Consider the following 22,650-nt stretch of genomic DNA (forward strand, 5'->3'; position numbering starts at 1 on the left):
CTGAGGTTCAGGCGACTTTCGCCTCTTCGACAATGCGCGCCTTAATATTGTCGATCATGTTTTCGCGAATCAGCGTTTCTCCGTGCACCGTACGCATGTGTTCCACGGCCCGCCGGACGACTTCGGCGTCGCTGTCGGCGTGGGTGTGCCATTCGCAGCCGGGCACGAGGGTCCCGCATTCAAACAATCGCATGATGCTCCTCCTTGCGTTTGCATAGTCCGCCTGGAAGGCGTTCGGACCAGACGGATGAAGCAAGTATAACCGAAAATGGTGCCGATGGTTCCGCCGATCGCTTGCTTGGCGTTCACAATATTGCGGGCAGCCCCCGTTTTCTGAACGCGACATGGCCTTGAAGCTTCCTTTTCAGGGTCACATTGTCGCCCGATCTGTCCTCAACCCTTGGCACCGGGGGTAGCCCCTTTCGGAAAAATTGGTGAAAACCGTCTTGAGACTGACTTAAGGAAGGACACGCATATGACCATTCGCCACATGCCCGTTGCAGCCCTGACCGCTGCGGCACTCAGCCTGATCGTCATCAACTCGCCGGCCTTTGCCCAAGGTGCAGCCGAACCACAGACGACCCAGCCGATGCAGGGCACGGCTCCCGCTGCCATCAGCGATCAAAAGATCGAAGCCTTTGCCGTCGCCTATCTGCAGGTCGACAAGGTCCGCCAGGATTATGCCGCCAAGATCGGGGCCGAAAAGGACGCGGTGAACAAGCAGAAACTTCAGAACGAGGCCAACAAGCAGATGATCAATGCGGTCGAGAAGTCGCCGGACATGTCGCTTGATGAATACAAGACTATCATCACCGCAGCACAGACTGATCCCGATGTCGCAAAGAAGGTGCAGGAAAAACTCAAGACCACTGATACCGCTCAATAGGCCGATATCGCGGAGCAGGGCAAAACAGGTCCTGCTCCCGAATTGTTTCCAACAGAAAGCACTATAAAAAACGTGAGCTTTGATGTTATGCCTTCGTCTCCCTGAGACGTCCGCAAAGGCATGCCCACCATCATGAGCTCTTCTCTTCAGCAGGAACTGATCGCTTCGATCCGCAACATCGCGGATTATCCGAAGCCAGGCATCATGTTCCGCGATATCACCACGCTGCTTGGCAATCCGCGCGCTTTCCGTAGTGCGATCGATGCGCTGATCCAGCCCTTTGCCGGCACCAAGATCGACAAGGTTGCGGGCGTGGAAGCACGCGGCTTCATCATGGGTGGCGCCATGGCGCACCAGATGTCGGCCGGTTTCGTTCCGATCCGCAAAAAGGGCAAGCTGCCGCACGATATCGTCCGCATCGCCTATAGTCTCGAATACGGCGTCGACGAGATGGAAATGCACCGCGATGCCATCAAGCCGGGTGAGAAGGTGGTTCTGGTCGATGATCTGATCGCCACCGGTGGCACCGCCGAAGGCGCGACCAAGCTCTTGCAGCAGATGGGTGCCGATATCGTCGCCGCCTGTTTCATCATCGACCTGCCGGAACTCGGCGGCCGCAAGAAGCTCGAAGCCCTCGGTGTCGAGGTTCGCACGCTGATCGAATTCGACGGCCACTGAAGAAACGGCGGGAGCCATCTATGACGTCGATACAGGAAGCGATGGCCGCAGCTGCGAATGAGGGAATCATCACCTCAGCGCAGGCGGAGAAGCTGGTGCCGTTTTTGCTGGATGCGAAGATGGCAGCCGGAGGCGGAGAACGCCGGGTGGCCGGTCCGGCGGTGCTCGCCGATGACGCGCTTCTGGCAGAAGAAAGCGAGCAGCCGCGTTTCGTTCGCGGTTTCCACGATATCCTGATCACCATCGGCGTCATCGTGGCGCTCGTCGGCCTCTGGGGTATCGGCAATCTGTTTGCTGTTCTGCCGGCCATCATCATCCTGGCCGAGATCCTGATCCGGAGGCAACGTCTTGCGTTGCCCGCCGTGGCGCTGACTGTGGCTCTCCTCCACTGGACCGGCATGTTTGCTCTGCTGGTCATCGAGGTGGCTGCTCCAGAGGAACTCGACACCCTGATCAACTGGCTGATGGTGTTGCCGATCTTTGCTGCCGTTCTGGCAGCGTTTTACTGGCGATACCGGGTGCCCTTGGCGCTGGCGGCAACGCTTCTGGCGCTGTTCCTGCTCGCCATGGATATCGTGCTTGTGCTGATTGCCAAGGCCTACGGCTCGACCGAGGCTCTTGCCGAGCATTCCGGTCTGGTTTCCAGCGTGTTCCTGATCAGCGCGTTGGGCCTCTTTTCGGCGGCAATGTCCTATGATGTCGCCGATCCAACCCGCAAAAGCCGTAAATCCGACGTGGCATTCTGGCTGCATCTCGCAGCTGCTCCGGCGCTGCTCTACGCCATGCTGTCCTTCATCTTCCTGCGCAATTTTTCCAGCGAATGGTGGGGAGATGCAACATCACCGGCGGATGCGGCCGCGGTGCTTGCGATCGTCATCGTCTTCATGGTCATCGGCCTGATTATCGACCGGCGCGCCTTTGTCACCTCTGGACTGGTATCGCTCGGTCTGGCGATCTGGACGATCCTGCAGCGGGGCGGGGTGGCTTTCAGCGACTATTTTTCCGTCACCGTGCTTGCGGTCGGCGTCGTCGTTTTGATGATCGGTATTTTCTGGCAGGCGTTGCGGCGGGCTATCGTCTCGCTGCTGCCAGCCGGGATCACCTCACACCTGCACCCGGTCTATCAAGCCAAGGTCTGATGACGGTTCTCAAGGGAACTCGATGACCTTGCTTTCGAACCGGATGACCGACTGGCCATCCTGGTTTTCGCCTTCGCACAGGATGGTGTTGATCCGCCATCCCGGCCGTGATTCCAGGTCCTTTGCCGCAACGAAGGTGACGAAATAGGTGATCGTGTCGCCGGCGAAGACCGGCCGCAGCCAGCGCATGTCCTTGAAGCCGGGCGAGGGGCCAAGCTTGGGCGCAACGAGGCCCTCGGCCGCCAGCCGCTTCATTTCACCCAGCCAGTACGGCACGAAGCATTTCATCCATCCGGCGCAGGTGTGCCAGCCGGACGCGCAGAGGCCGCCGAACAACGATTGCCTGGCCAGGTCCGCATCGAGATGAAACGGCTGCGGATCGAATTTTTCGGCGAAATGGATGATGTCTTCGGGGCTGAACGTCACCGTGCCGATGGTTTCGCGCGTACCTGCGGGGTGGAGGTCGGACAGTTTCATGCAGCGTCTCCTGCCGTTTGGCAGCGGATCATGTTGGCATAGTCGCAAATCGCCACGGTCTCGCCCCGCTGGTTGACGACGACGGCGCGCAGCCGCACGATGCCGATCTCGGGCCTTGAGCGCGAGACACGCGCCTCAAGGACGGTGCAATTGCCGGACAGCGTGTCGCCGGCAAGCACCGCTTTCTTCCATTCCATGCTGTCGACGCCGGGAGAACCTTCCGACGCCGTTTCATGGATGTAGCTATCGCAGAGCATCCGCATCATCATCGCGCTGGTATGCCAGCCGGAGGCCGCCAATCCGCCGAGAATGCTGGCCCTGCCGCCTTCCTCGGACAGATGCATCGGCTGCGGGTCGAATTCCGATGCAAAGGCGATGACCTCCTCGGCCTTGACCACGACCGGTTTGAAATCGAACCGTTTGCCGACCGGAAAATCCTCGAAATGAAGCATGGCTGAATATCCTCCAACACGGACGTTCTAGCATCCGCACGTGTCCTGGGAAATGGAAACAGGATTACGGTGGCGGGCCGGATCAAGGCTGGAAAGGCAGGTCCTGACCGTTGATCTTCACCTTCTTGCTTTCGTCGACGGTAATATTCCACATCTGACGGCCATCCGGCGTCTGCTTGGCAAAACCCTTGATCATCAGCAGCATGAAGGCCGCCTGGCCGAATTCCGGCACGGTTGCGGCGTTCTTTTGCATGTAGGAAACCGTATTGTCAAAATCCTTGGCATAGAGGGTGACATCGGTGTTCTGGCGGTCCGGCTGTTCCGGATAGATAGTCGTCGTGCCCGACAGGCTGAAATCGTAGACGGCGGAGCGGGCCGAGACCTCGTCATACCGGATCGTCATGGCGCCGCCCGGCAGGAAGATGCGGCCGGCCTCGGCCGACTGTTCGTCGGTCAGCGGCTTGTCGGCGTCGAAGTTGGCGCGGTCGATCAGATAGGTGATGCCGCTGGCCAGATTGAGCTTTTCCAGTGAAATACGGGCGGTCACGGTTTGGGGAAGCGCCGAGGCAAAGGCTTCCGGCACCTGTCCGGGCGGCAGCGATGGTTTGTCGATGGTGACGCCGAAGCCGACTTTCGCATCGTCCTTCAGGCCGTTGGTGTCGATGGTGTAGCGCAAGGTTTCCGCACCATAGGTGCCGGTGGCCGTGGCGATCTTGAAATTGGCGATCTCGATTGATTCCAGAAGGTTTTCAAACATCGGCAGGTTGGCGCGTATCAGCGATTTCAAGCGAACCTGCTCGGTTGCCAGCAGCTTTTCCTTCTTCACATTGTCGAAAACGAAGAAAACAAGATCCTGCAGCGGCCGGTAGGCAAGGCCGTTGACGGCGACATCCGCTGTCACGGTATCGGCGGAAATATCCACCTTCATCTTTAAGGGATCGATGATCGTTTCGGTAAAGCCGTTCAGCGCCGTGTTGCCGCGAATGTCGATGGTCTGCGGCGTCGCCCGCGTCGAGTTCATCGTCGACGTCATCGATCCGAACCGGGCTTCGACGGATTGCTGCGGTGACACCGACGTCATGAAAATGCCATCTGCGGACATGTCGGCGGTTTTGAAATAGAACAGATCGGGATCGACAATGCCTTCGGCGCGCATCGCGTCGATCTTGTAGGTGAAGTCGGTTTTTTCGGGTCCTGTAGTGAACTGTCCCTTCACATCGAGATCAGCGGCCTGGGAGAAATGCCAGAGTCCATCGTCCATCGGGCGGATCAGCGAAAGCAGTGGCTTCAGGCCGGAAATGCTGAAGGTTTTCGGATCGATGTCTTTCAGAAGCACGGTCGGATCGAAGGTCAGTTCGTAATCGGCGGTGCCGGGCCGCACCTTGATCAGGCCCGTCTTTGCCAGGGTTTCCGGGAGGAATGAGGTGAACTTCCGCTCGAGTTCCTGCGCACCCTGATGGCTGATATCCGCGGCCTGCACTGATTGTGTGATGAGGGCGGTTGAAAGCAGAAGGGCAGGAATCAGGCGCATTGAAAACTCCTCAAATGATTGCGAGGCAACATATAGCCGATCGGCTGAAGGGCAAGCGCCAAGGCGGCCGCAACACGCTACAGACGGCAACGCCGTTCGCTAGAGTTAACGAACGGCGTTGCCGTGTCTTGAGTTTCCTGTCGGAAGCGCAGCCGCCCGTACGGCCCCACGCTCCGTTTAGGTGTTGAAGCGGAAGTGGATGACGTCGCCGTCCTGAACGACATATTCCTTGCCTTCGTCGCGCGCCTTGCCAGCTTCCTTGGCGCCGGTTTCACCGCCAAACGCGATGTAATCGTCATAGGCAATGGTGAAGGCGCGGATGAAGCCGCGTTCGAAATCCGTGTGGATGACGCCTGCGGCGGCCGGTGCCTTGGTTCCGCGCGGAATGGTCCAGGCGCGCGTTTCCTTGGGGCCGACGGTGAAATAAGTGATCAGGTCGAGCAGCTTGTAGCCGGCGCGGATCAGCTGGTCGAGACCGGCTTCATGCAGGCCTAGCGCTTCCAGGAATTCCTTGGATTCTTCTTCCGGCAGCTGCGCCACTTCGGATTCGATCGCAGCCGAGATAACGACGGTTTCTGCACCCTGCGCCTTGGCCATGGCTTCGACGGCCTTGGTATGGGCATTGCCGGTTGCAGCATCGGCTTCCGCGACGTTGCAGACGTAGAGAACCGGGTGGGCGGTCAAAAGATTGAGACCCTGCAGGATGAGCTTTTCTTCCGCATCCAGTGTCGGCAGAAGCGTGCGCACCGGCTTGCCGTCCTGCAGCAGCTTCAAAGCCGCATCCATGACCGGCAGCAAGCTGAGGGATTCCTTGTCCTTCGATGCGGCGCGCTTGCGCGTCTGCTCGGTGCGGCGTTCCAGGCTTTCCAGATCGGCGAGCATCAGCTCGGTCTCGATCGTCTCGGCGTCGCCGACAGGATTGATGCGGCCCTCGACATGGGTGATATCGTCGTCTTCGAAGCAGCGCAGCACATGTACCGTCGCATCAACTTCGCGGATATTGGCGAGGAACTTGTTGCCCAGACCTTCACCCTTCGACGCGCCGCGCACCAGGCCGGCGATATCGACGAACGAGATGCGGGTCGGGATCAGTTCCTTGGACTTGGCGATATCGGCAAGCTTGCGCATGCGCGGATCCGGCACAGCCACTTCTCCGGTATTCGGCTCGATGGTGCAGAACGGATAGTTTGCCGCCTGCGCCTGCGCCGTCTTGGTCAGCGCGTTGAAAAGAGTGGACTTGCCGACATTCGGCAGTCCGACGATACCGCATTTGAAACCCATGGTCTTGAAACCTGTCCGATCGAATTCTGTTGCTGTGCCTTTTGCGGAAACTTGGGCCGAGGTCAAGCCTCAGACCGGTTTTGCAGGCTTTATAGGGGAGAAGCCGCCCGAGTGCATCTTGTTTGAAGCCGGTTTGCGATGCACAATGGATCTTTCCTCCACTCCTGTGACCAACGGGCGGATTTCCGATGGCGGATAACGACACCAGTCTCAAACCCAAAACTGTGACCAAGCCAAAGCTGGAAAGGCCGAAGCTCTACAAGGTCACTCTGGTCAATGACGATTATACGCCGCGCGAATTCGTCATCATGGTTCTGAAGGCGGTGTTCCGCATGAGCGAGGAGACCGGCTACCGGATGATGATGACCGCCCACAAGATGGGCGTGTGCGTCATTGTCGTCTGTGCCAGGGATATTGCCGAGAGCAAGGCGAAGGAAGCCACGGATCTGGGCAAGGAGGCGGGCTTTCCGCTGATGTTTGTGACGGAGCCGGAGGAGTAGGCAGGACTAAATCCCGGCAGGCCGCCTGATCTGAAAGCCGGTCTTGTTCTGCACGAAGCCGCATCCCTCATAGAATCTCAGTGTCGCCGGTTCTTTCGAACCGGTCAGCAACATGACTTTGTAACATCCGGCGTCCCAGGCCCGCTGGAAGGCATCTGTGATCAAAGTCCGCGCATGGCCGCGCTTGCGGTATTCGGCGTGCGTGACGACGTTCTCGATCAACGCATAGGGCGCGCCGCCGCGGGTCAGGTTTGGGATCACCACCAGCGTCACCGAAGAGGTCAAATTCTCGCCCGAGACGCCGATCAGCAGCGTCATACCGGGCTGCGCGATGATCTCGGCGAAGCGCCCGGTTGCGATATCCGACGCCATCTCCGGATCGTCCGGGTTGAGGTGTCGATAGAGTGAAAGCAGGGCCGGAAGATCGTCTGGCGTTGCCGGCCGGATACGGAAATCACCGGTCTGCATGGTTCTATTCGTCCTTGTTGCCGAACAGCTTCTTGAGCATGTCGGCCATCGGGCCGGTCGTCGGCAGGATTTTTGGCTGTGCGCTGTTGCGGGCCTGGCGGATATGCGACTTTCCAGTGGCGGGCTTTGTTGGAGTCTGGACGGGCTCCGGCTTGCCGCCGGTTGCCAGCGTCAGCTTGTTGAGAAACTGCGAATCCTCGGCCTTCACGAGCATGTCGGCATTGTCAGCCAGCGCATCGAGCAGCGGTTCCAGCCAAACCTTGTCGGCCTTGGCGAAATCACCGAGCACATGGCCGTGCACTCTCTCCTTCGAACCAGGATGGCCGATACCGAGGCGCAGGCGGCGGTATTCGCGGCCGCAATGCGCATCGAGCGACTTGATACCATTATGACCACCGTGGCCGCCGCCGGTCTTGATCCGGGCCTTGCCCTCAATGAGATCGAGTTCGTCGTAGATAGCCAGAATGTCCTTAGGCTCCAGCTTGTAGAAGCGCATAGCCTCGCCGACCGCTTCGCCCGAGAGGTTCATGAAGGTCTGCGGCTTCATCAAGAGCACCCGTTCGCCGCCGATCTCGCCTTCCGAAACCAGCGCCTTGAATTTCTTCGACCAGGGCGAAAAGCCGTGACGCCGCTGGATCGCGTCGACGGCCATGAAGCCGATATTGTGGCGGTTACCGGCATATTCGGCGCCTGGATTACCAAGACCTGCGAAAATCAGCATGAGTGTATCTCTAACAGTCGGACAGACTGTCTTGCACCGCGTTGGCGGCCGGATGTCAACCGTCTGGCGTGTGCAAGGGCCGGTTTTCCGGTCTGGCCCTGCGCTTAACGCCGCTATGCGGGTTATCGGTTGGGGCGCAGTCCGTACTTTATGAAGATCTGGTCCTGCGTGCCGTCGGCGATCAGTTTGTCGAGTTGTGCCTGCATTGCCGTGACCATGCTATCCGGCAAATCGAGATTGCAGGCAAAGCCATAGAATTTGCCTTCGAGAACAAGCGCGCTTTCAAGTGCTGCACCCTGGTCGCGCATCATTTCGAAGGTCTTTTCCGAGGTCATCATCAGGTCGATGCGGCCGCTCAGGAGCTTCTTTACCGTCGTTTCCATGTCGGCGGCGAGATCGACCTTGGGGAAAGCGTTCTTGTGCAGATAGTTGGCCGAAAAATCGTCGCGCTGGGTACCGACGGTGAAGCGCTTGGCCTCCTCGGCATTGGCCGGATTGACGCCCGAGCCTGTCTTGCGGACCATCACCATACGATCGATCAGCAGCGGCTCGACCCATTTGAATCGCTTGTCACGTTCGTCATCATGACCGGTGGTGAAAAGACAGGTCCACGGCTGGTTTTCCGTCAGCGACAGCGCCCGTGCCCAGGGAAGAATTTCGAGCGAGTAGGGGGTGCCAAGTGCCTGCATCATCCGTTCGGCCTGCTCGACGGCGGCGCCGCTGATGACCCCGTTTTTGCTGAAATTGTAGGGAGGATACTCTTCCGTCAGCAATTTCAATGTTTCGGCATTCGCCGTGCCCGAGAAAAGGAGAGCGAGTGCGAACGCCATATGTCTCATACCCGTTCTTCCTTTATTGTTGTCACGCGAGGCTGGTCGCCTTTGCTTCGGATTCCATTTCCAGCATCAGCAGCATGTTCTCGATCGGCATCGGCCGGCTGAAAAGATAACCCTGGCCGTAGTCGAGACCCAGCTTGCGCAGCAGTTCCCATTGTTCCTTGGTTTCGATGCCTTCGGCAACAACGGTACAGCCCATCTGATGCGAGATCGTCCGGATGCCCTTGATCAGCATGCGGCTCTTGCGGCGGATGTCGGCTGTCCCCGTTGTCAGCGACCGGGTAAAGGACTGATCGACTTTGACGATATCGACTGGGAACCGGTTGAGATAACTGAGCGAGGAATAGCCGGTGCCGAAATCGTCGAGCGCGATCCGGCAGCCGAATTCGCTGAGTTGCTTCAACACGGCATGCACATCGGGATTGTCGGCCATCAGCACCGCTTCGGTGATCTCGATGACGATGCGGGCAGGGGAGATATGGTGCTTGAGCAGCAGCGCCGCGAGTTTGTGCGGCAACGTCTCTTCAAACTGGAGTGGCGAGAAGTTGACGGCGAGATAAGTCGCCTCGGTCCCTTCCAGCTGTGTCAGCCGCGCGAGGTGGCTGATCGCCTTTTCCAGCACGCGTTCGCCGATGCGGGCGATCGAGCCGGTTTCCTCGGCGATGCCGATGATCTTGGCCGGCGGGAGGATACCTTTTTCCGGATGGTTCAGGCGCATCAGCGCTTCGAACCCGGCGATGCGGCCGTCGCTGAGGCTGACGATCGGCTGCAGATAGGCCTCGAACCAGTCTTCCTTGAGCCCGGCTTCGATGTTCTGTTCCATCTCGTGGCGTTCGCGGGCGGTGTCGAGCATGCTGGTATCGAACAGCAGCATGCCGTTCTTGCCGTCGCGCTTGCGCGCATACATCGCCATGTCGGATTTCAACAGCAGTTCTGCCGCGTTTGCCGCGTGGTCGGGATAAAGGGCGATGCCGACGCTGGCGCTGACCGAAAGCTCGGCACCTTCGACGAGGATCGGCTGGCGAAGGCTGGCGCCGATGCGGTCGCCGATTTCGCTGGCCAGGGCCTCAACGTCCTCGGCGCTGACCAGGATGGCGAACTCGTCGCCGCCGAGCCGTGACATCGCATCGGCCGGGCGAAGCGTGGTGCGGATACGCGCAACAACCTGGCGCAATACTTCGTCGCCGGCGGCATGGCCGAAATTGTCGTTGATCCATTTGAAGCGATCGAGGTCGATGAAGATGCAGGCCAGCTGCATCGTATTCTCATCGGCCTGGCGGATGCCGTCATCGAGCGCCGCTTCGAAGCCCTGGCGGTTGAGAAGACCGGTCAGATGATCGGTGATCGCCTGCGCATGATTGCGGCTTTCGGCCTGCTTCAGTTCCGTGACGTCGGTCATGACCGACAGGGAGAGACCGCCGCGCTCGCCGCTGGTGGCACTCTTCGTCTCCAGAATGAGAACGGTCATGGTTTCACCGTTCGCCTTGATGAACGGGACGGTGACTTCGCAGATATTGGCATGGGTGGTATTGCCGTTGCGGCGGCGGGCCCGATAGGTTTCGTGCCAGTGTTCATCGACGAAATCGGTAAAGACGCGGCCGATAACCTCGGTGCGGTCATAGCCCGTGGCCGTCAGCCAGTAGTCACTGACGGCGGTGAGGCAGTTGGCCGGATCAAGCGAGAACAGCATCGATGGGGTGAGGTTGTAGATGTCGGTAGCGCGGCTATGGGCGAGCTTCAGCTCGGTTTCCTCGCGCTCCAGCTTGCTCTGCATCTCGTTGAAATTATGCGCGAGCGTGCCCATCTCGTCGTCCGATGTCCAGTCGACATGGTGGCGCGAACCGAGCCTTCTTGTGGCTTCGATTGCCGCCGTCAGCCGCATCAGCGGCCGGATGACCGTCAGGCGGTTGCCAAGGATGGCCGCTGCAAAGACAATACCGACCGCGACGATCAGGATAAAGAAGATGCTCAGTTCATCCTTGCTGAAGCGCGACAGGAGACCGGGCGTGGAGACCCATATCTCAAGGGTGCCGACGGATTTCTGTCCGTCGTTCGAATTATAAAGGATTTCCCTGGTGAGAACCTTGTGCGGCAGGCTGGCATCCACCGGACCTTCCGGAAGGCGAATGGAGATCGATTGGGAGCTGTCCTTGACATGCACCGACATGACGGCGGCGTCGCCGATCAGCGATTTTGCGATCTGCTCGACGCCGTCCGTGTCAAAATCCCAGAGGGGTTTACCAAGCGCCTGAGCGCCTGCTTCCATGAGAACCTGCGTGTTCTGCAAGCTTTCACGGGCAACCCGCTCTGACGACAGTGCCAGAAACAACACGATCAACGGAGCGATAAAGACAAGCATCGCACCACAGACGATCGCAATAAAACGATTTTCAACAGAGTGCATCATCGGATGCCCCCGGTTGCGCCACCAATTCCACGTCCCATTAGGATTCTCGTACACTGAAGTCGGATAATCCCCCAGCGCCAACACATCACGAAAATCTTAAATGTTGCTGAAACCTTGCGGCGAAAACTGGGGTGACTGCCGCGGGAGGCAAAACCTTGAGGCGAGCGAAGCAACAAAAAAGCCCGCTTCACGGGGTGAAGCGGGCTTTCAATCCTGGCCGTCAGGCCGGAATTTTTACTCGGCTACAACTTCTTCTTCCTTCGTGCCGCCAGCAGGCTGCGCGATGGTCGCAATCGTGAAGTCGCGGTCGGCGATAACCGGCGACGCGTTCTTCGGAAGCTTGATGTTCGAGATGTGGATGCCGTCGCCGATCTTCAGGCCCGACAGGTCGGCCGTCAGGAATTCCGGAATGTCGTCGGCCGGAACAACCAGTTCGACTTCGTGGCGAACGATATTCAAAACGCCGCCGATCTTGAGGCCCGGGGACTTTTCTTCGTTGACGAAGTGAACCGGAACTTCAACGGTAACGACGCTGTCCTTCGAAACGCGAAGGAAGTCGACATGCATGGTGAAGTCACGGACCGGATCCAGCTGGTAGTCCTTCGGCAGGACGCGGATCTTCTCGCCGCCAACGTCGATCGTGGCGATCGTGGTCATGAAACCACCGGCGTGAATCTTCTGGGTGACTTCCTTCGTAGAGAGGGCGATGGAAATCGGAGCCTGCTTGTCACCATAGATGACTGCAGGAATAAGACCGTTGCGGCGAAGTTCACGGGAGGACCCCTTACCAACCCGTTCGCGCGTTTCGGCCTTGAGCTCGTAGGATGCGTGGCTCATGGTCTTAACCTTTCTGGTGTTTTTGGAGAGCTCATCCGCTTATTTATAAAGACAGGATGAACCGAGACGTTTGACCGCCTCATCCGCGTTTGCCTCCAAGGGTGTCTGCGCGGACGCGCGTCCATAGCCGAGAACGCCCGCAATTGCAAGCAAAGCCCGGTTTTGCCGGCAAAAGCCCGGTTTTGCCGAAAAATCCGCTTGGAAGTGGCGATGCAACCGCGGTTGCACGCACAGCGGGATGTTTTTCAGAACTTGATAACCGTCAAATCATGAAAATCCAACCGCGTTAATCTCTCTTAGTTCTTGCGTGGCAGATTGCGGCCACGTTCAAAACAGGTGCTTCATGCTCAAGGTTCTTTCCTGCATCGCCATAGATCATCACTACGGTTTGCTGTCGCTTGCAACTCTCGTCTGCATTTTGGGTTCAGTCCTGACCATGCGGCTTTATGCCCGTGTCAGGCGCACTGTCGGCGTGCAGCGGCTGAACTGGTTGTTCATGGGAGGGGTCATCGGCGGTTCGACGATCTGGACCACGCACTTCATTGCCATGCTGAGCTTCAGGCCGACGCTCGAACATGCCTATGAACCGATCCTGACCCTGGCTTCCCTGGGCGCGGCGATCGGCATCACGATACTGGGCTTTTTCGTCACCGCCATGCGCAAGACCGGTCCGACCATCGAGCTTGGCGGCGCGATTGTCGGTGCGGGCATCGCCATCATGCACTACATGGGCATGATGGCCTACCAGATCGCCGGGCGGATGGAGTGGGATTACAGCTACTATGCTGCCTCGATCATTCTGGGTGTCAGCTTCGGCGCTCTTGCTACCAGCCGGATTGCCCGCCCGGCCACCCGATTTTGCAAATATGGTGGTGTCGTCGCGCTGATCCTGGCGATCGTCAGCATGCATTTCACCGGTATGGCAGCGGTCACCATCATTCCTGATCCGATGATCCAGCCGTCGGCAGCGCTTATTCCCGATAACCTTCTGCTCGTCATGGTCATGGTGATGATGTGCCTGATGCTGGGGCTTGGTGCATCGACCTATGTCATCGACCTTCATTCCAGCCAGGTCGCAGCCGAACGTTTCCGCCACCTGTCACTGCACGATCCGTTGACGGCCCTGCCGAACCGGGTCGCCTTTGGCGAACATCTCGAAGAGATCATCCGGCGGCAGAAGGACGACACGTCGCGTGTTGCAGTCCTGTCCTTCGATCTGGACCGTTTCAAGGACGTCAACGACGTTCACGGTCATGCGGCCGGTGATGCTGTCCTGCGGACGATTTCCGAGCGGATGGCCAGCGTTCTGGGGGAGGGAGAATATGTTGCCCGCATCGGCGGCGACGAATTCGTGGCGCTGACCTCCAATTTCTTCATGAAAAGCGAAGCAAAGACCTTTGCAGCGCGGTTGATCGCCGAAATCGGCAAACCCGTCGAATGGCAGGGCAAGACGCTTTTGGTTGGCAGCAGTGTCGGTATCTCGCTGTTTCCCGTCGATGCACGCACGCCAGAAGAGCTTTTGGCACAGGCGGATCTGGCCATGTACCGGGCCAAAGCGGCCGGCTCGAATTCAATCCGTCTCTACGAGCCCTCGATGGACGATGCCGCGCGCAGCCGAAGCGTCCTTGCCATGGACATGCGTGATGGCATCGAGCGCAACGAGTTCGAACTCTATTATCAGTATCAGAACAACTCGCTGACGCGCGACGTCATCGGTTTTGAGGTCCTGTTGCGCTGGAAGCATCCGGTGCGCGGTATGGTGCCGCCGACGGAATTCATTCCGATCGCCGAGAAGAACGGCTTTATTCACGAACTCGGTGACTGGGTGCTGTTGACGGCTTGCCGCCAGGCGGCCTCCTGGGACAATCCGATCAAGATTGCCGTCAACGTCGCGCCGGCTCAGTTGGCCGATACGAACTTCCCCAACCGGGTAAGCGAAATCCTGGAGGAAACCGGCCTTGATGCCGCCCGCCTCGAACTGGAAATCACCGAATCGGGCATCATCGCCGACCAGCAGCACGCGCTTCACATCATCCGCCAGTTGAAGCAGCTTGGCGTCAAGATCGCCATGGACGATTATGGGACCGGCTATTCGTCGCTCTCGACGCTTCAGAACTTCCCGTTCGACAAGATCAAGATCGATCGCGCCTTCATCGATGGCGTCACCAGCAACCGCCACTCTGCCGCGATCGTGCGCTCGACCATCATTCTCGCCCAGAGCCTGGATATTCCGGTACTGGCGGAAGGGGTGGAGAACGAGGAACACATGGACTTCCTGCGCAGCGAAGGCTGCCTGCAGGTGCAGGGATACCTGTTTGGCAAACCGATGCCGCTCAGCGAGATCGAGCATGTTGTCAACGCGATCAGTGCTGACCGCTCGGCGGCCGGCGCGGAATCCGAAACGGACGGAGGCAACGCCGTCGCCGCATGATGTACCAGTCGTCCGCGCCCCAATCGCGCGGCCGCAGGTGGAGCTGTTCAGCGGCGCGGACTGAGCGCATCAGGAATACACTTACTGGTTGTTTTTCTGATTCCAGCATTAAGCCTACGCAACTGACAGAACCGTCGCCGGAAGCAGGGTTTCTCCCGCATTGCTTTTGAACGCATGTCCGACATCCCGAGTTGGTCAGTTAGAATAATGTCATTCAATGATTATTAGTGGTTGCGTGAGACGATTCCATCCGTATCAGTACGGGTGGTGTCAATGCTCAAGGTTCTTTCCTGTATAGCCACCGACCATAGCTACGGACTTCTCGCGCTTGCCGCCCTTGTTTGCGTCCTGGGGTCGATCCTGACCGTCCGCCTTTATGTTCGCGTTCAGCGCAGCGCCGGGATGCAGAAGTTGAACTGGCTGTTTATGAGCGGGGTCGTCGGTGGCTCGACGATCTGGATGACGCATTTCATTGCGATGCTGAGTTTCAATCCACCCTTGGCGCATGCCTATGAGCCGATGCTGACGATGGCATCGCTGGCTGCTGCAATCGTCATCACAATTATGGGATTTCTGATCACGGCGGCAGGCAGGCCCAGTATTGTCATCGAATTCGGCGGCTGCGTGGTCGGAGCAGGGATCGCCATCATGCATTATACCGGCATGGCCGGTTACCAGATTGCCGGCAGGCTGGAGTGGGATCAGAGCCACTACGCGGCGTCCGTGTTCCTTGGCATCGGCTTCGGCGCTGTCGCCATGAGCCTGATCGCAAGGCCGGGGGCACCGGCCCGTCAATACGCGGGTATTCTCGCCCTGGTCCTGGCGATCACCACCATGCATTTTACCGGGATGAGTGCGATCACGATCATTCCGGATTCGCTCATCGTTACCTCGAATGACATGATCCCCGAAAGCCTGCTGACGGTCGTGGTCGCCATTATCGGCCTGATGCTGGCGCTCGGCGCATCGACCTATGCCATCGATCTGCAATCGACGCGGGGAGCGGCGGAGCGGTTCCGTCATCTGTCGCTTCACGACCCGTTGACGGGATTGCCAAACCGCGTCGCTCTCGGGGAGAAGCTTCAGGAGATCATCGACCGTCACAAGGACGGCACGGCCGGCATCGCCGTCCTGTCCTTTGACCTTGATCGTTTCAAGGATGTCAACGACGTGCACGGGCATGCGGCCGGCGATGCCGTCCTGCAGGGTGTGGCCGGGCGGATGTCAAAAGTGCTGGGCAAAGGGGAATTCATCGCACGCATGGGCGGCGACGAGTTCGTTGCCCTGTCCAGTAATCTGGCCCGGTATGACGATGCCACCGCCTTCGCGTCGAGGCTTGTCGAGGCGATAATTCAGCCGGTCGAATGGGAAGGGAAGAAGCTGCAGGTCGGCACGAGCGTCGGAATTTCCCATTATCCCGCCGACGCACGCACGCCGCAGGCGCTTCTGGCGCAGGCGGATCTCGCCATGTACCGCGCCAAGGCCGTGGGGTCGAATGCCGTTCGACGCTACGAGCCGGCGATGGATGATGCCGCCCGGGACCGCAGTGCGCTTGCAATGGACATGCGCCAGGGCATCGAGCGCAACGAATTCGAGCTCTACTACCAATACCAGAACAACTCTTTGACGCGCGACGTCATCGGCTTTGAAGTTCTGCTGCGCTGGCATCACCCGGTCCGGGGCATGGTGCCGCCCGCGGAATTCATTCCGATCGCCGACCGTAACGGCTTCATTCACGAGCTGGGGGATTGGGTCTTGCGCACGGCCTGTCAGCAGGCGGCGTGCTGGACGAACCCGCTCAAGATCGCGGTCAATGTTGCGCCGGGCCAACTCACCAATGTCAACCTTGCGGCACGGGTGCAAGAGATCCTGCTGGAAACGGGTCTTGAACCCTGCCGGCTGGAGCTGGAAATCACTGAATCCGGCATCATCGCCGACCAGCAAAATGCCCTACGGATCATCCGGCAGCTGAAGCAGCTCGGTGTCAAGATCGCCATGGACGACTATGGTACCGGCTATTCCTCGCTGACGACCCTGCAGAACTTTCCGTTCGACAAGATCAAGATCGACCGTGCCTTCATCGATGGCGTGACGACCAGTCGTCAGTCGGCGGCGATTGTCCGTTCGACCATCATCCTTGCCGACAGTCTCGGCATTCCGGTTCTGGCCGAAGGCGTGGAATGCGAAGAGCATATGGACTTCCTGCTGAACGAAGGCTGCCCGCAGGTGCAGGGTTACCTGTTCGGCAGGCCGATGCCACTGAGCGAGATCAGTCATGTTGTGAACAGGCCGCCATGCGGTGAGTTGCCCGGTCACCAGGCAGGCGGGATCGAACCGGAAACCTTGCCCATGCGTTCCGCCGTTGGATGACCGGTTGAGTCAGCGTTTGCGGGACTTGGTGAAGCGGGCAAGGGCAAGCATCAGACCGCCGGCCATCAGGCCCCAGAAGGCACCGGAAACCCCGGCGAAACTGACACCGGACGCGGTGACCAGAAATGTCACAGCTGCGGCCTCACGGCCGTCCGCTTCCTTGAACGCGGCCATGGCCGATCCAGCAAAGGCACTGATCAAGGCAAGGCCGGCCACCGCCTGGATCAGGATCGGCGGGGCAAGGCTGACGAAGGCCGTCACGGTGGCCGCAAGGAGACCGAAGACGATGTAACCGGCACCGGCGACGATCGACGACCAGTAACGCCGGGCCGGATCGTGATGCGCGTCCTCGCCGGCACACATCGCAGCGGTGATCGCAGCCAGATTGACCGCATGACCACCGAACGGCGCGCTCAGGATCGAGAAGACACCGGTTGTTGCAAACAGCGGGCCGGGCTGCGGTTCGTAGCCGTTGACCTTCAAGACGGCGATGCCCGGAATATTCTGGGATGCCATGGTGACGATGAACAGCGGCAGCGCGATGCTGACGAAGCCGGCGACGGTAAACGCTGGCGTGACCCACTCGACATGCGGAACCAGCGTTGCCGAAAGCCGTGTCATTGCATCGGCAGGCATATCGACCCCGAAGGCGAGCACCAGCACGAACGCCAGAAGTGCCGCCGGCACTGCAAACAGCCGGTTGATGCTGCCGACGATCACCCAGGCGGCGGCGATGGGCAAGCCGAGCAGCGGATTGAAGGCAATCGCCTTGACCGGCGCAAAGCACAGCCCGATCAGAACCCCCGCGAGCATCGCGTTGGCCAGCGCCGCCGGGATTGCCGCAACGGCGCGGCCCAGCGGTTTCCATAGTCCCGCCACGACGATTAGCGCGCCGCAAATCAGGAACCCGCCGACTGCGGTGTTGAACCCGCCCGCCACGGCACCCGAACTCGCAAGCAGTGCGGCGCCCGGCGTCGACCAGGCTATGCTTACCGGTAGTCGCGTCGAAAGGCTGAGTACGATCGCACACAGTCCCATCGATACCGATAGTGCCATCAGCCCGGAAGCGGCCTGCGCCTCGGTCGCGCCGACGCCCGTCAGCCCGTGCAGTACGACGGCAAAGGAACTTGCAAATCCAACGAAGGCAGTGAGCAGGCCCATGAACAGGCTCTGAAGGGAGAAGTCTCGAAGCATTGTCTGGGACCTGGCTGTAGGACGTGTCTTGAAGACAGATTCGCCTATCATATCGTCATGTTCGTGCAATACCATGTGCTTGCCCTGGCCGATATTTCGGGTCACGGCCGTTTTATCTTTGACCTTTGTTCAACTGGACGTTTTACTGTCACTAAATCTATGGTGAGGTTCGCGTCAGCCCTCAGGGAGGAGAGCCGGTGAAACATTCGGATCATGTTCAAGCCGTTGCGCACCATGTGTCGGCCGCTGCCAGTTCGCCTGTCGCCGCTTCCTGGCGCCGCTGCCTGACCGTGCATGGATTGTCTCCCGAAGATGTCCGCTCACCGCTCAGGCTGTCGGAACAGGAGTTCCGTGCGGCGCGGGAAAAATCCGGGCACCTGATCGAGGAAGCGCAAGCGGAACTGGACCGGCTGTTTTCGACGGTCGGCAAGGCGGGATGCTGCCTCCTGTTGACCGACGAGAACGGCATTGCACTCGAACGCCGCGGCGCGCCGGGCGACGACCACGACTTTCGCGGGCTGGGCCTCTGGTCCGGCACGGTGTGGAGCGAGGCGAGCGTCGGCACCAATGGCATCGGTACGGCAATCGCCGACGAGCGCGCCGTCGTCATCCAGCGTGACCAGCATTTCTTGAGCTGCAATACCGGCCTCTCGTGTGTGACTGCCCCCATCCGCGATCATCTGGGAAGGGTCGCTGCCGCCATCGATATCTCCACCTGCCGCGACGATGCCGGCGAAATGGCCATGCTGTTGTTGTCGCAGGCCGTCCGTGACTCCGCCGCCCGTATCGAAGCCAATCTGTTCCATCGCGCCTTCAACGGCGCGCGTATTCTTTTTGTGCCGGCCGACAACAAGAGCAGCCCGGCGCTCATCGCCATCGACCGAGACGATCTTGTACTCGGCGCTACCCGTGCCGCCCGGTTGAAGCTCAATCTCGACGACAGGCGCATTGCCAATGGCATTCCGGCCGCCGACCTGTTGAACGAGGCTCCGGCGGGGCAGGGGGAGGATCTCCTCGATGCCGAGCGCGCCGCGCTTCGCCGCGTCTTGTCGAGAGCGCACGGCAATGTGTCCTTGGCGGCTGGTACGCTGGGGATCAGCCGGGCGACGCTTTACCGAAAGATGAAGAAACTGTCGGTCAACTGATGGCGCGGTGCTGGTTGCCGCGCTGCAGCATGTTTGCTGTAATTCACCTGTCGCACATCTGAAACACTTGTGGTCAGGCGCAGGCATTGCGCCCCTACGCGTTCCGAAAGTTCCGGCGCACATTTCCTCCCAGCAGATGTTGGAGTCTGTTTCAGGAGGAGAAATTACATGTTGCATCAGAAGATCGTCGAAAATCCGTTCAAGCAGAAATATGGCAACTACATCGGTGGCGATTGGCGCGAGCCGGTCAGCGGCCGCTATTTCGACAACACGACCCCGGTCACCGGCGGGGTGTTGTGCCAGATCGCCCGTTCAGAGGCTTCTGATATCGAACTGGCACTGGATGCTGCCCATGCCGCCAAGGAAAAGTGGGGCCGCACATCCTCGACGGAGCGCGCCAATATCCTGATGAAAATCGCCCAGCGAATGGAAGACAATATCGAGCTTCTGGCAAGGGCCGAGACTTGGGACAACGGCAAGCCGCTGCGTGAAACGATGGCAGCAGACATGCCGCTCGCCATCGACCATTTCCGCTATTTCGCGTCCTGCGTCCGCGCCCAGGAAGGCTCTATCGGTGAGATCGACCACGACACCGTCGCCTATCATTTCCATGAGCCGCTTGGCGTCGTCGGCCAGATCATTCCGTGGAATTTCCCGATCCTGATGGCTGCGTGGAAGCTTGCGCCGGCGCTTGCTGCAGGCAATTGCGTGATCCTGAAGCCGGCCGAACAGACACCGGCCTCGATCCTCGTCTGGATCGAACTCGTCGGTGATCTCCTGCCGCCGGGCGTGCTCAACATCGTCAACGGCTTTGGTCTTGAGGCCGGCAAGCCGCTTGCGACCAACCCCCGCATCAACAAGGTGGCATTTACCGGCGAAACCTCGACCGGCCGGCTGATCATGCAGTACGCCAGCCAGAATCTCATCCCGGTGACGCTGGAACTCGGCGGCAAGTCGCCGAACATCTTCTTCGAAGACGTCATGCGCGAGGACGACGATTATCTCGACAAGGCGCTCGAAGGCTTTGCAATGTTCGCGCTCAACCAGGGAGAAGTCTGCACATGCCCAAGCCGTGCGCTGGTGCATGAAAAGATTTACGATCGCTTCATGGAAAAGGCCATTGCGCGTGTCGCTGCTATCAAGCAGGGCAACCCGCTCGACATGTCGACGATGATAGGCGCCCAGGCGTCCAGCGAACAACTAGAAAAGATCCTGTCCTACATGGATATCGGCCGCCAGGAAGGTGCCGAGGTCTTGATCGGCGGCGAGCGTAACAATCTGGAGGGTGAATTTGCCGGTGGCTTCTACGTCAAGCCGACGGTGTTCAAGGGCCACAACAAGATGCGCGTGTTCCAGGAGGAAATCTTCGGGCCGGTCGTGTCGGTGACAACCTTTAAGACTGACGAGGAAGCGCTGGAAATCGCCAACGACACGCTCTATGGCCTCGGTTCTGGCGTCTGGAGCCGCGATGCCAACCGCTGCTATAATTTCGGCCGCAACATCCAGGCCGGCCGCGTCTGGACCAATTGCTACCATGCCTACCCGGCGGGTGCTGCTTTTGGCGGCTACAAGCAGTCCGGCATCGGCCGCGAAACCCACAAGATGATGCTCGACCACTACCAGCAGACTAAGAACATGCTGGTGAGCTACAGCCCCAAGGCGTTGGGTTTCTTTTGATTTTTTCCTTCTCCCCGCTAGCGGGGAGAAGGTGCCCGAAGGGCGGATGAGGGGCCACTTGAGCTTGCCCCTCATCCTAACCCTCTCCCCGTAGGCGGGGAGAGGGGATTAACTCGGAAGGAAACTCATGACAGACACCATCAAGGGCGAACCACGGGTGCTTGCCACCGACGCGGCACTGGCGTTCCTTAAGGAGATCCGTCAGGATCATCCCGATGTGCTGTTTCATCAGTCCGGTGGCTGTTGCGACGGTTCGTCGCCGATGTGTTATCCCGCCGACGACTACATTGTCGGCGATAACGATATCAAGCTGGGAGAGATTGGCGGCGTGCCGGTCTATATCAGCGCCAGCCAGTTCGAGGTCTGGAAGCACACACAACTGATCATCGACGTCGTGCCGGGCAGGGGCGGCATGTTCTCGCTCGACAATGGCCGCGAGCGCCGGTTTCTCACCAGGTCGCGGCTGTTCGCAGGCGGCGAGGCCTGCGCCATTCCGATTGTCAAAAGAGCATAGCGCCGGCCATGCCGCCGATTGAGCGGATCAATCGAACAGGCTGGAGACCGATTCTTCCTGGCTGGTGCGGTTGATCGCTTCGCCGATAAGGCTGGATGTCGAGATGACGCGGATATTGTGGGCCGATTGGACCGCCGTGGTTGGCTGGATCGTGTCGGTGATCACCAGTTCCTTCAGCTTCGACGACGTGACACGGGCGACAGCACCGCCGGACAGAACGCCGTGGGTGATATAGGCCGTGACGCTGGTGGCGCCGTTCTTCAAAAGTGCTTCTGCGGCGTTGCAGAGCGTGCCGCCGGAATCAACGATATCGTCGATCAGCAGACAGTCCTTGCCGGTCACGTCACCGATGACGTTCATGACTTCGGATTCGCCGGCGCGTTCGCGGCGCTTGTCAACGATCGCCAGCTGGCAGTCGAGACGCTTGGCCAGCGCCCGGGCGCGGACCACGCCGCCGACGTCGGGCGAAACGACCATGACGTTTTCAAGATTGTAATGTTCCTTTACGTCACGCGACAGGATCGGCACGGCGTAGAGGTTGTCTGTCGGGATGTCGAAGAAGCCCTGGATCTGGCCTGCATGCAGATCGAGTGTCAGAACGCGGTCGGCGCCGGCTTCGGTGATCAGGTTGGCGACCAGCTTGGCCGAAATCGGCGTGCGCGGGCCGGGTTTGCGGTCCTGGCGGGCATAGCCGAAATAGGGAATGACGGCGGTGATGCGGCGGGCTGAAGATCGGCGCATGGCATCGATCATGATCAGCAGTTCCATCAGGTGGTCATTGGTCGGAAACGAGGTCGACTGGACAACGAAGACATCTTCGCCGCGCACGTTCTCCTGTATTTCCACGAAGATTTCCTGGTCGGCAAACCGTCTGACGGTCGCTTTGCCCAGGGGCAGGTTGAGATAATTGCAGATCGCTTCGGCCAGGAGCCGGTTCGAGTTGCCTGCGAAAACCTTCATCGATGGTCCGCCTGTGCTGGCGCGAATATTTATTACGCGCAAATTCCGTAAGCCAGCCTGGGTCTCGATCGTCCCAAGCTTATGCGCGCTTCATAACGCGCTTGACTTCGAATGCAAGAGGATTGCCGCGTTGCAGCGTAGTTTAT

The 22,650-nt window shown here is 59.4% G+C and carries 21 protein-coding genes; 9 read left to right on the forward strand and 12 right to left on the reverse strand.

Going from position 1 to position 22,650, the window contains the following annotated elements; genetic code table 11:
• Nucleotides 1-7: 7 nt before the first annotated feature.
• The gene (locus tag ASD36_RS19365) at nt 8-193 is read right to left on the reverse strand and encodes a DUF1059 domain-containing protein (RefSeq protein WP_060505753.1); all 186 of its coding nucleotides are present in this window, start codon (nt 191-193) and stop codon (nt 8-10) included.
• A gap of 282 nt (nt 194-475) precedes the next feature.
• Here ASD36_RS19365 and ASD36_RS19370 point away from each other — a divergent pair, with 282 nt between their 5' ends.
• The 3 genes from ASD36_RS19370 to ASD36_RS19380 all read left to right on the forward strand — a co-directional run bounded on the left by ASD36_RS19370 (nt 476) and on the right by ASD36_RS19380 (nt 2,703).
• Nucleotides 476-886 carry a DUF4168 domain-containing protein gene (locus ASD36_RS19370; RefSeq protein WP_060505752.1) on the forward strand — a complete coding sequence of 137 codons (411 nt, stop codon included), beginning with the start codon at nt 476-478 and terminating at the stop codon, nt 884-886.
• Between the two features lie 132 nt (nt 887-1,018).
• Entirely contained in the window at nt 1,019-1,564 is a 546-nt protein-coding gene (locus ASD36_RS19375) for an adenine phosphoribosyltransferase (RefSeq protein WP_060506056.1), read from the forward strand.
• A 20-nt stretch (nt 1,565-1,584) separates the two neighbouring features.
• Complete coding sequence (locus ASD36_RS19380; RefSeq protein ID WP_060511746.1) at nt 1,585-2,703, forward strand: hypothetical protein; 1,119 nt, start codon at nt 1,585-1,587, stop codon at nt 2,701-2,703.
• 9 nt (nt 2,704-2,712) lie between these two features.
• Here the strand turns inward: ASD36_RS19380 and ASD36_RS19385 are convergent, their stop codons facing one another.
• The 4 genes from ASD36_RS19385 to ychF all read right to left on the reverse strand — a co-directional run bounded on the left by ASD36_RS19385 (nt 2,713) and on the right by ychF (nt 6,444).
• Nucleotides 2,713-3,180, reverse strand: a complete 468-nt coding sequence (locus ASD36_RS19385; protein ID WP_060505750.1) for a MaoC family dehydratase — start codon at nt 3,178-3,180, stop codon at nt 2,713-2,715.
• Nucleotides 3,177-3,632 (reverse strand): MaoC family dehydratase, encoded by a 456-nt coding sequence (locus ASD36_RS19390; protein WP_060505749.1) that lies wholly within the window; start codon nt 3,630-3,632, stop codon nt 3,177-3,179. Before ASD36_RS19390 ends, ASD36_RS19385 begins: the two co-directional genes overlap by 4 nt.
• 82 nt (nt 3,633-3,714) lie before the next feature.
• Nucleotides 3,715-5,163, reverse strand: coding sequence for a hypothetical protein (locus ASD36_RS19395; RefSeq protein ID WP_060505748.1), 1,449 nt, complete (start codon nt 5,161-5,163; stop codon nt 3,715-3,717).
• 177 nt (nt 5,164-5,340) lie between these two features.
• Nucleotides 5,341-6,444, reverse strand: coding sequence for a redox-regulated ATPase YchF (gene ychF, locus ASD36_RS19400; protein WP_060506055.1), 1,104 nt, complete (start codon nt 6,442-6,444; stop codon nt 5,341-5,343).
• 188 nt (nt 6,445-6,632) lie between these two features.
• Between ychF and clpS the strand changes: the two genes are divergently transcribed.
• Nucleotides 6,633-6,944: an ATP-dependent Clp protease adapter ClpS gene (gene clpS / locus ASD36_RS19405; RefSeq protein ID WP_060505747.1), complete on the forward strand. Its 312-nt coding sequence runs from the start codon at nt 6,633-6,635 to the stop codon at nt 6,942-6,944.
• 6 nt (nt 6,945-6,950) lie between these two features.
• On the opposite strand, the gene ASD36_RS19410 is transcribed toward clpS, so the two are convergent.
• From ASD36_RS19410 to ASD36_RS19430, 5 genes are all read right to left on the reverse strand, one after another.
• The gene (locus ASD36_RS19410) at nt 6,951-7,412 is read right to left on the reverse strand and encodes a GNAT family N-acetyltransferase (RefSeq protein WP_060505746.1); all 462 of its coding nucleotides are present in this window, start codon (nt 7,410-7,412) and stop codon (nt 6,951-6,953) included.
• 4 nt (nt 7,413-7,416) lie between these two features.
• A complete protein-coding gene (gene pth / locus ASD36_RS19415; RefSeq protein WP_060505745.1) occupies nt 7,417-8,133 on the reverse strand; it encodes an aminoacyl-tRNA hydrolase in 717 nt (238 codons plus the stop codon).
• A gap of 122 nt (nt 8,134-8,255) precedes the next feature.
• On the reverse strand, nt 8,256-8,972 hold the full coding sequence (locus ASD36_RS19420; RefSeq protein ID WP_060505744.1) for a transporter substrate-binding domain-containing protein: 717 nt from the start codon (nt 8,970-8,972) through the stop codon (nt 8,256-8,258).
• 22 nt (nt 8,973-8,994) lie between these two features.
• Entirely contained in the window at nt 8,995-11,376 is a 2,382-nt protein-coding gene (locus ASD36_RS19425; protein WP_060505743.1) for an EAL domain-containing protein, read from the reverse strand.
• 234 nt (nt 11,377-11,610) lie between these two features.
• On the reverse strand, nt 11,611-12,213 hold the full coding sequence (locus tag ASD36_RS19430; RefSeq protein ID WP_060505742.1) for a 50S ribosomal protein L25/general stress protein Ctc: 603 nt from the start codon (nt 12,211-12,213) through the stop codon (nt 11,611-11,613).
• Between the two features lie 343 nt (nt 12,214-12,556).
• On the opposite strand from ASD36_RS19430, the gene ASD36_RS19435 reads away from it, so the two are divergent.
• Both ASD36_RS19435 and ASD36_RS19440 read left to right on the forward strand, forming a co-directional pair.
• Entirely contained in the window at nt 12,557-14,644 is a 2,088-nt protein-coding gene (locus ASD36_RS19435) for a bifunctional diguanylate cyclase/phosphodiesterase (protein ID WP_060505741.1), read from the forward strand.
• Nucleotides 14,645-14,917: 273 nt separating this feature from the next.
• On the forward strand, nt 14,918-17,014 hold the full coding sequence (locus ASD36_RS19440) for a bifunctional diguanylate cyclase/phosphodiesterase (RefSeq protein ID WP_060505740.1): 2,097 nt from the start codon (nt 14,918-14,920) through the stop codon (nt 17,012-17,014).
• 9 nt (nt 17,015-17,023) lie between these two features.
• On the opposite strand, the gene ASD36_RS19445 is transcribed toward ASD36_RS19440, so the two are convergent.
• The gene (locus ASD36_RS19445) at nt 17,024-18,208 is read right to left on the reverse strand and encodes a benzoate/H(+) symporter BenE family transporter (protein WP_060505739.1); all 1,185 of its coding nucleotides are present in this window, start codon (nt 18,206-18,208) and stop codon (nt 17,024-17,026) included.
• Between the two features lie 197 nt (nt 18,209-18,405).
• Between ASD36_RS19445 and ASD36_RS19450 the strand changes: the two genes are divergently transcribed.
• From ASD36_RS19450 to ASD36_RS19460, 3 genes are all read left to right on the forward strand, one after another.
• Nucleotides 18,406-19,353: a helix-turn-helix domain-containing protein gene (locus tag ASD36_RS19450; protein WP_060505738.1), complete on the forward strand. Its 948-nt coding sequence runs from the start codon at nt 18,406-18,408 to the stop codon at nt 19,351-19,353.
• Between the two features lie 168 nt (nt 19,354-19,521).
• The gene (gene adh / locus ASD36_RS19455; protein WP_060505737.1) at nt 19,522-21,030 is read left to right on the forward strand and encodes an aldehyde dehydrogenase; all 1,509 of its coding nucleotides are present in this window, start codon (nt 19,522-19,524) and stop codon (nt 21,028-21,030) included.
• Between the two features lie 127 nt (nt 21,031-21,157).
• Nucleotides 21,158-21,544 (forward strand): DUF779 domain-containing protein, encoded by a 387-nt coding sequence (locus ASD36_RS19460; RefSeq protein WP_060505736.1) that lies wholly within the window; start codon nt 21,158-21,160, stop codon nt 21,542-21,544.
• Between the two features lie 27 nt (nt 21,545-21,571).
• Here the strand turns inward: ASD36_RS19460 and ASD36_RS19465 are convergent, their stop codons facing one another.
• Nucleotides 21,572-22,504 carry a ribose-phosphate pyrophosphokinase gene (locus ASD36_RS19465; protein WP_060505735.1) on the reverse strand — a complete coding sequence of 311 codons (933 nt, stop codon included), beginning with the start codon at nt 22,502-22,504 and terminating at the stop codon, nt 21,572-21,574.
• Between the last annotated feature and the right edge of the window lie 146 nt (nt 22,505-22,650).

Origin of the sequence: Rhizobium sp. Root1334 (assembly GCF_001426665.1) — a bacterium.
In the GTDB taxonomy this organism is placed as follows: domain Bacteria; phylum Pseudomonadota; class Alphaproteobacteria; order Rhizobiales; family Rhizobiaceae; genus Pararhizobium.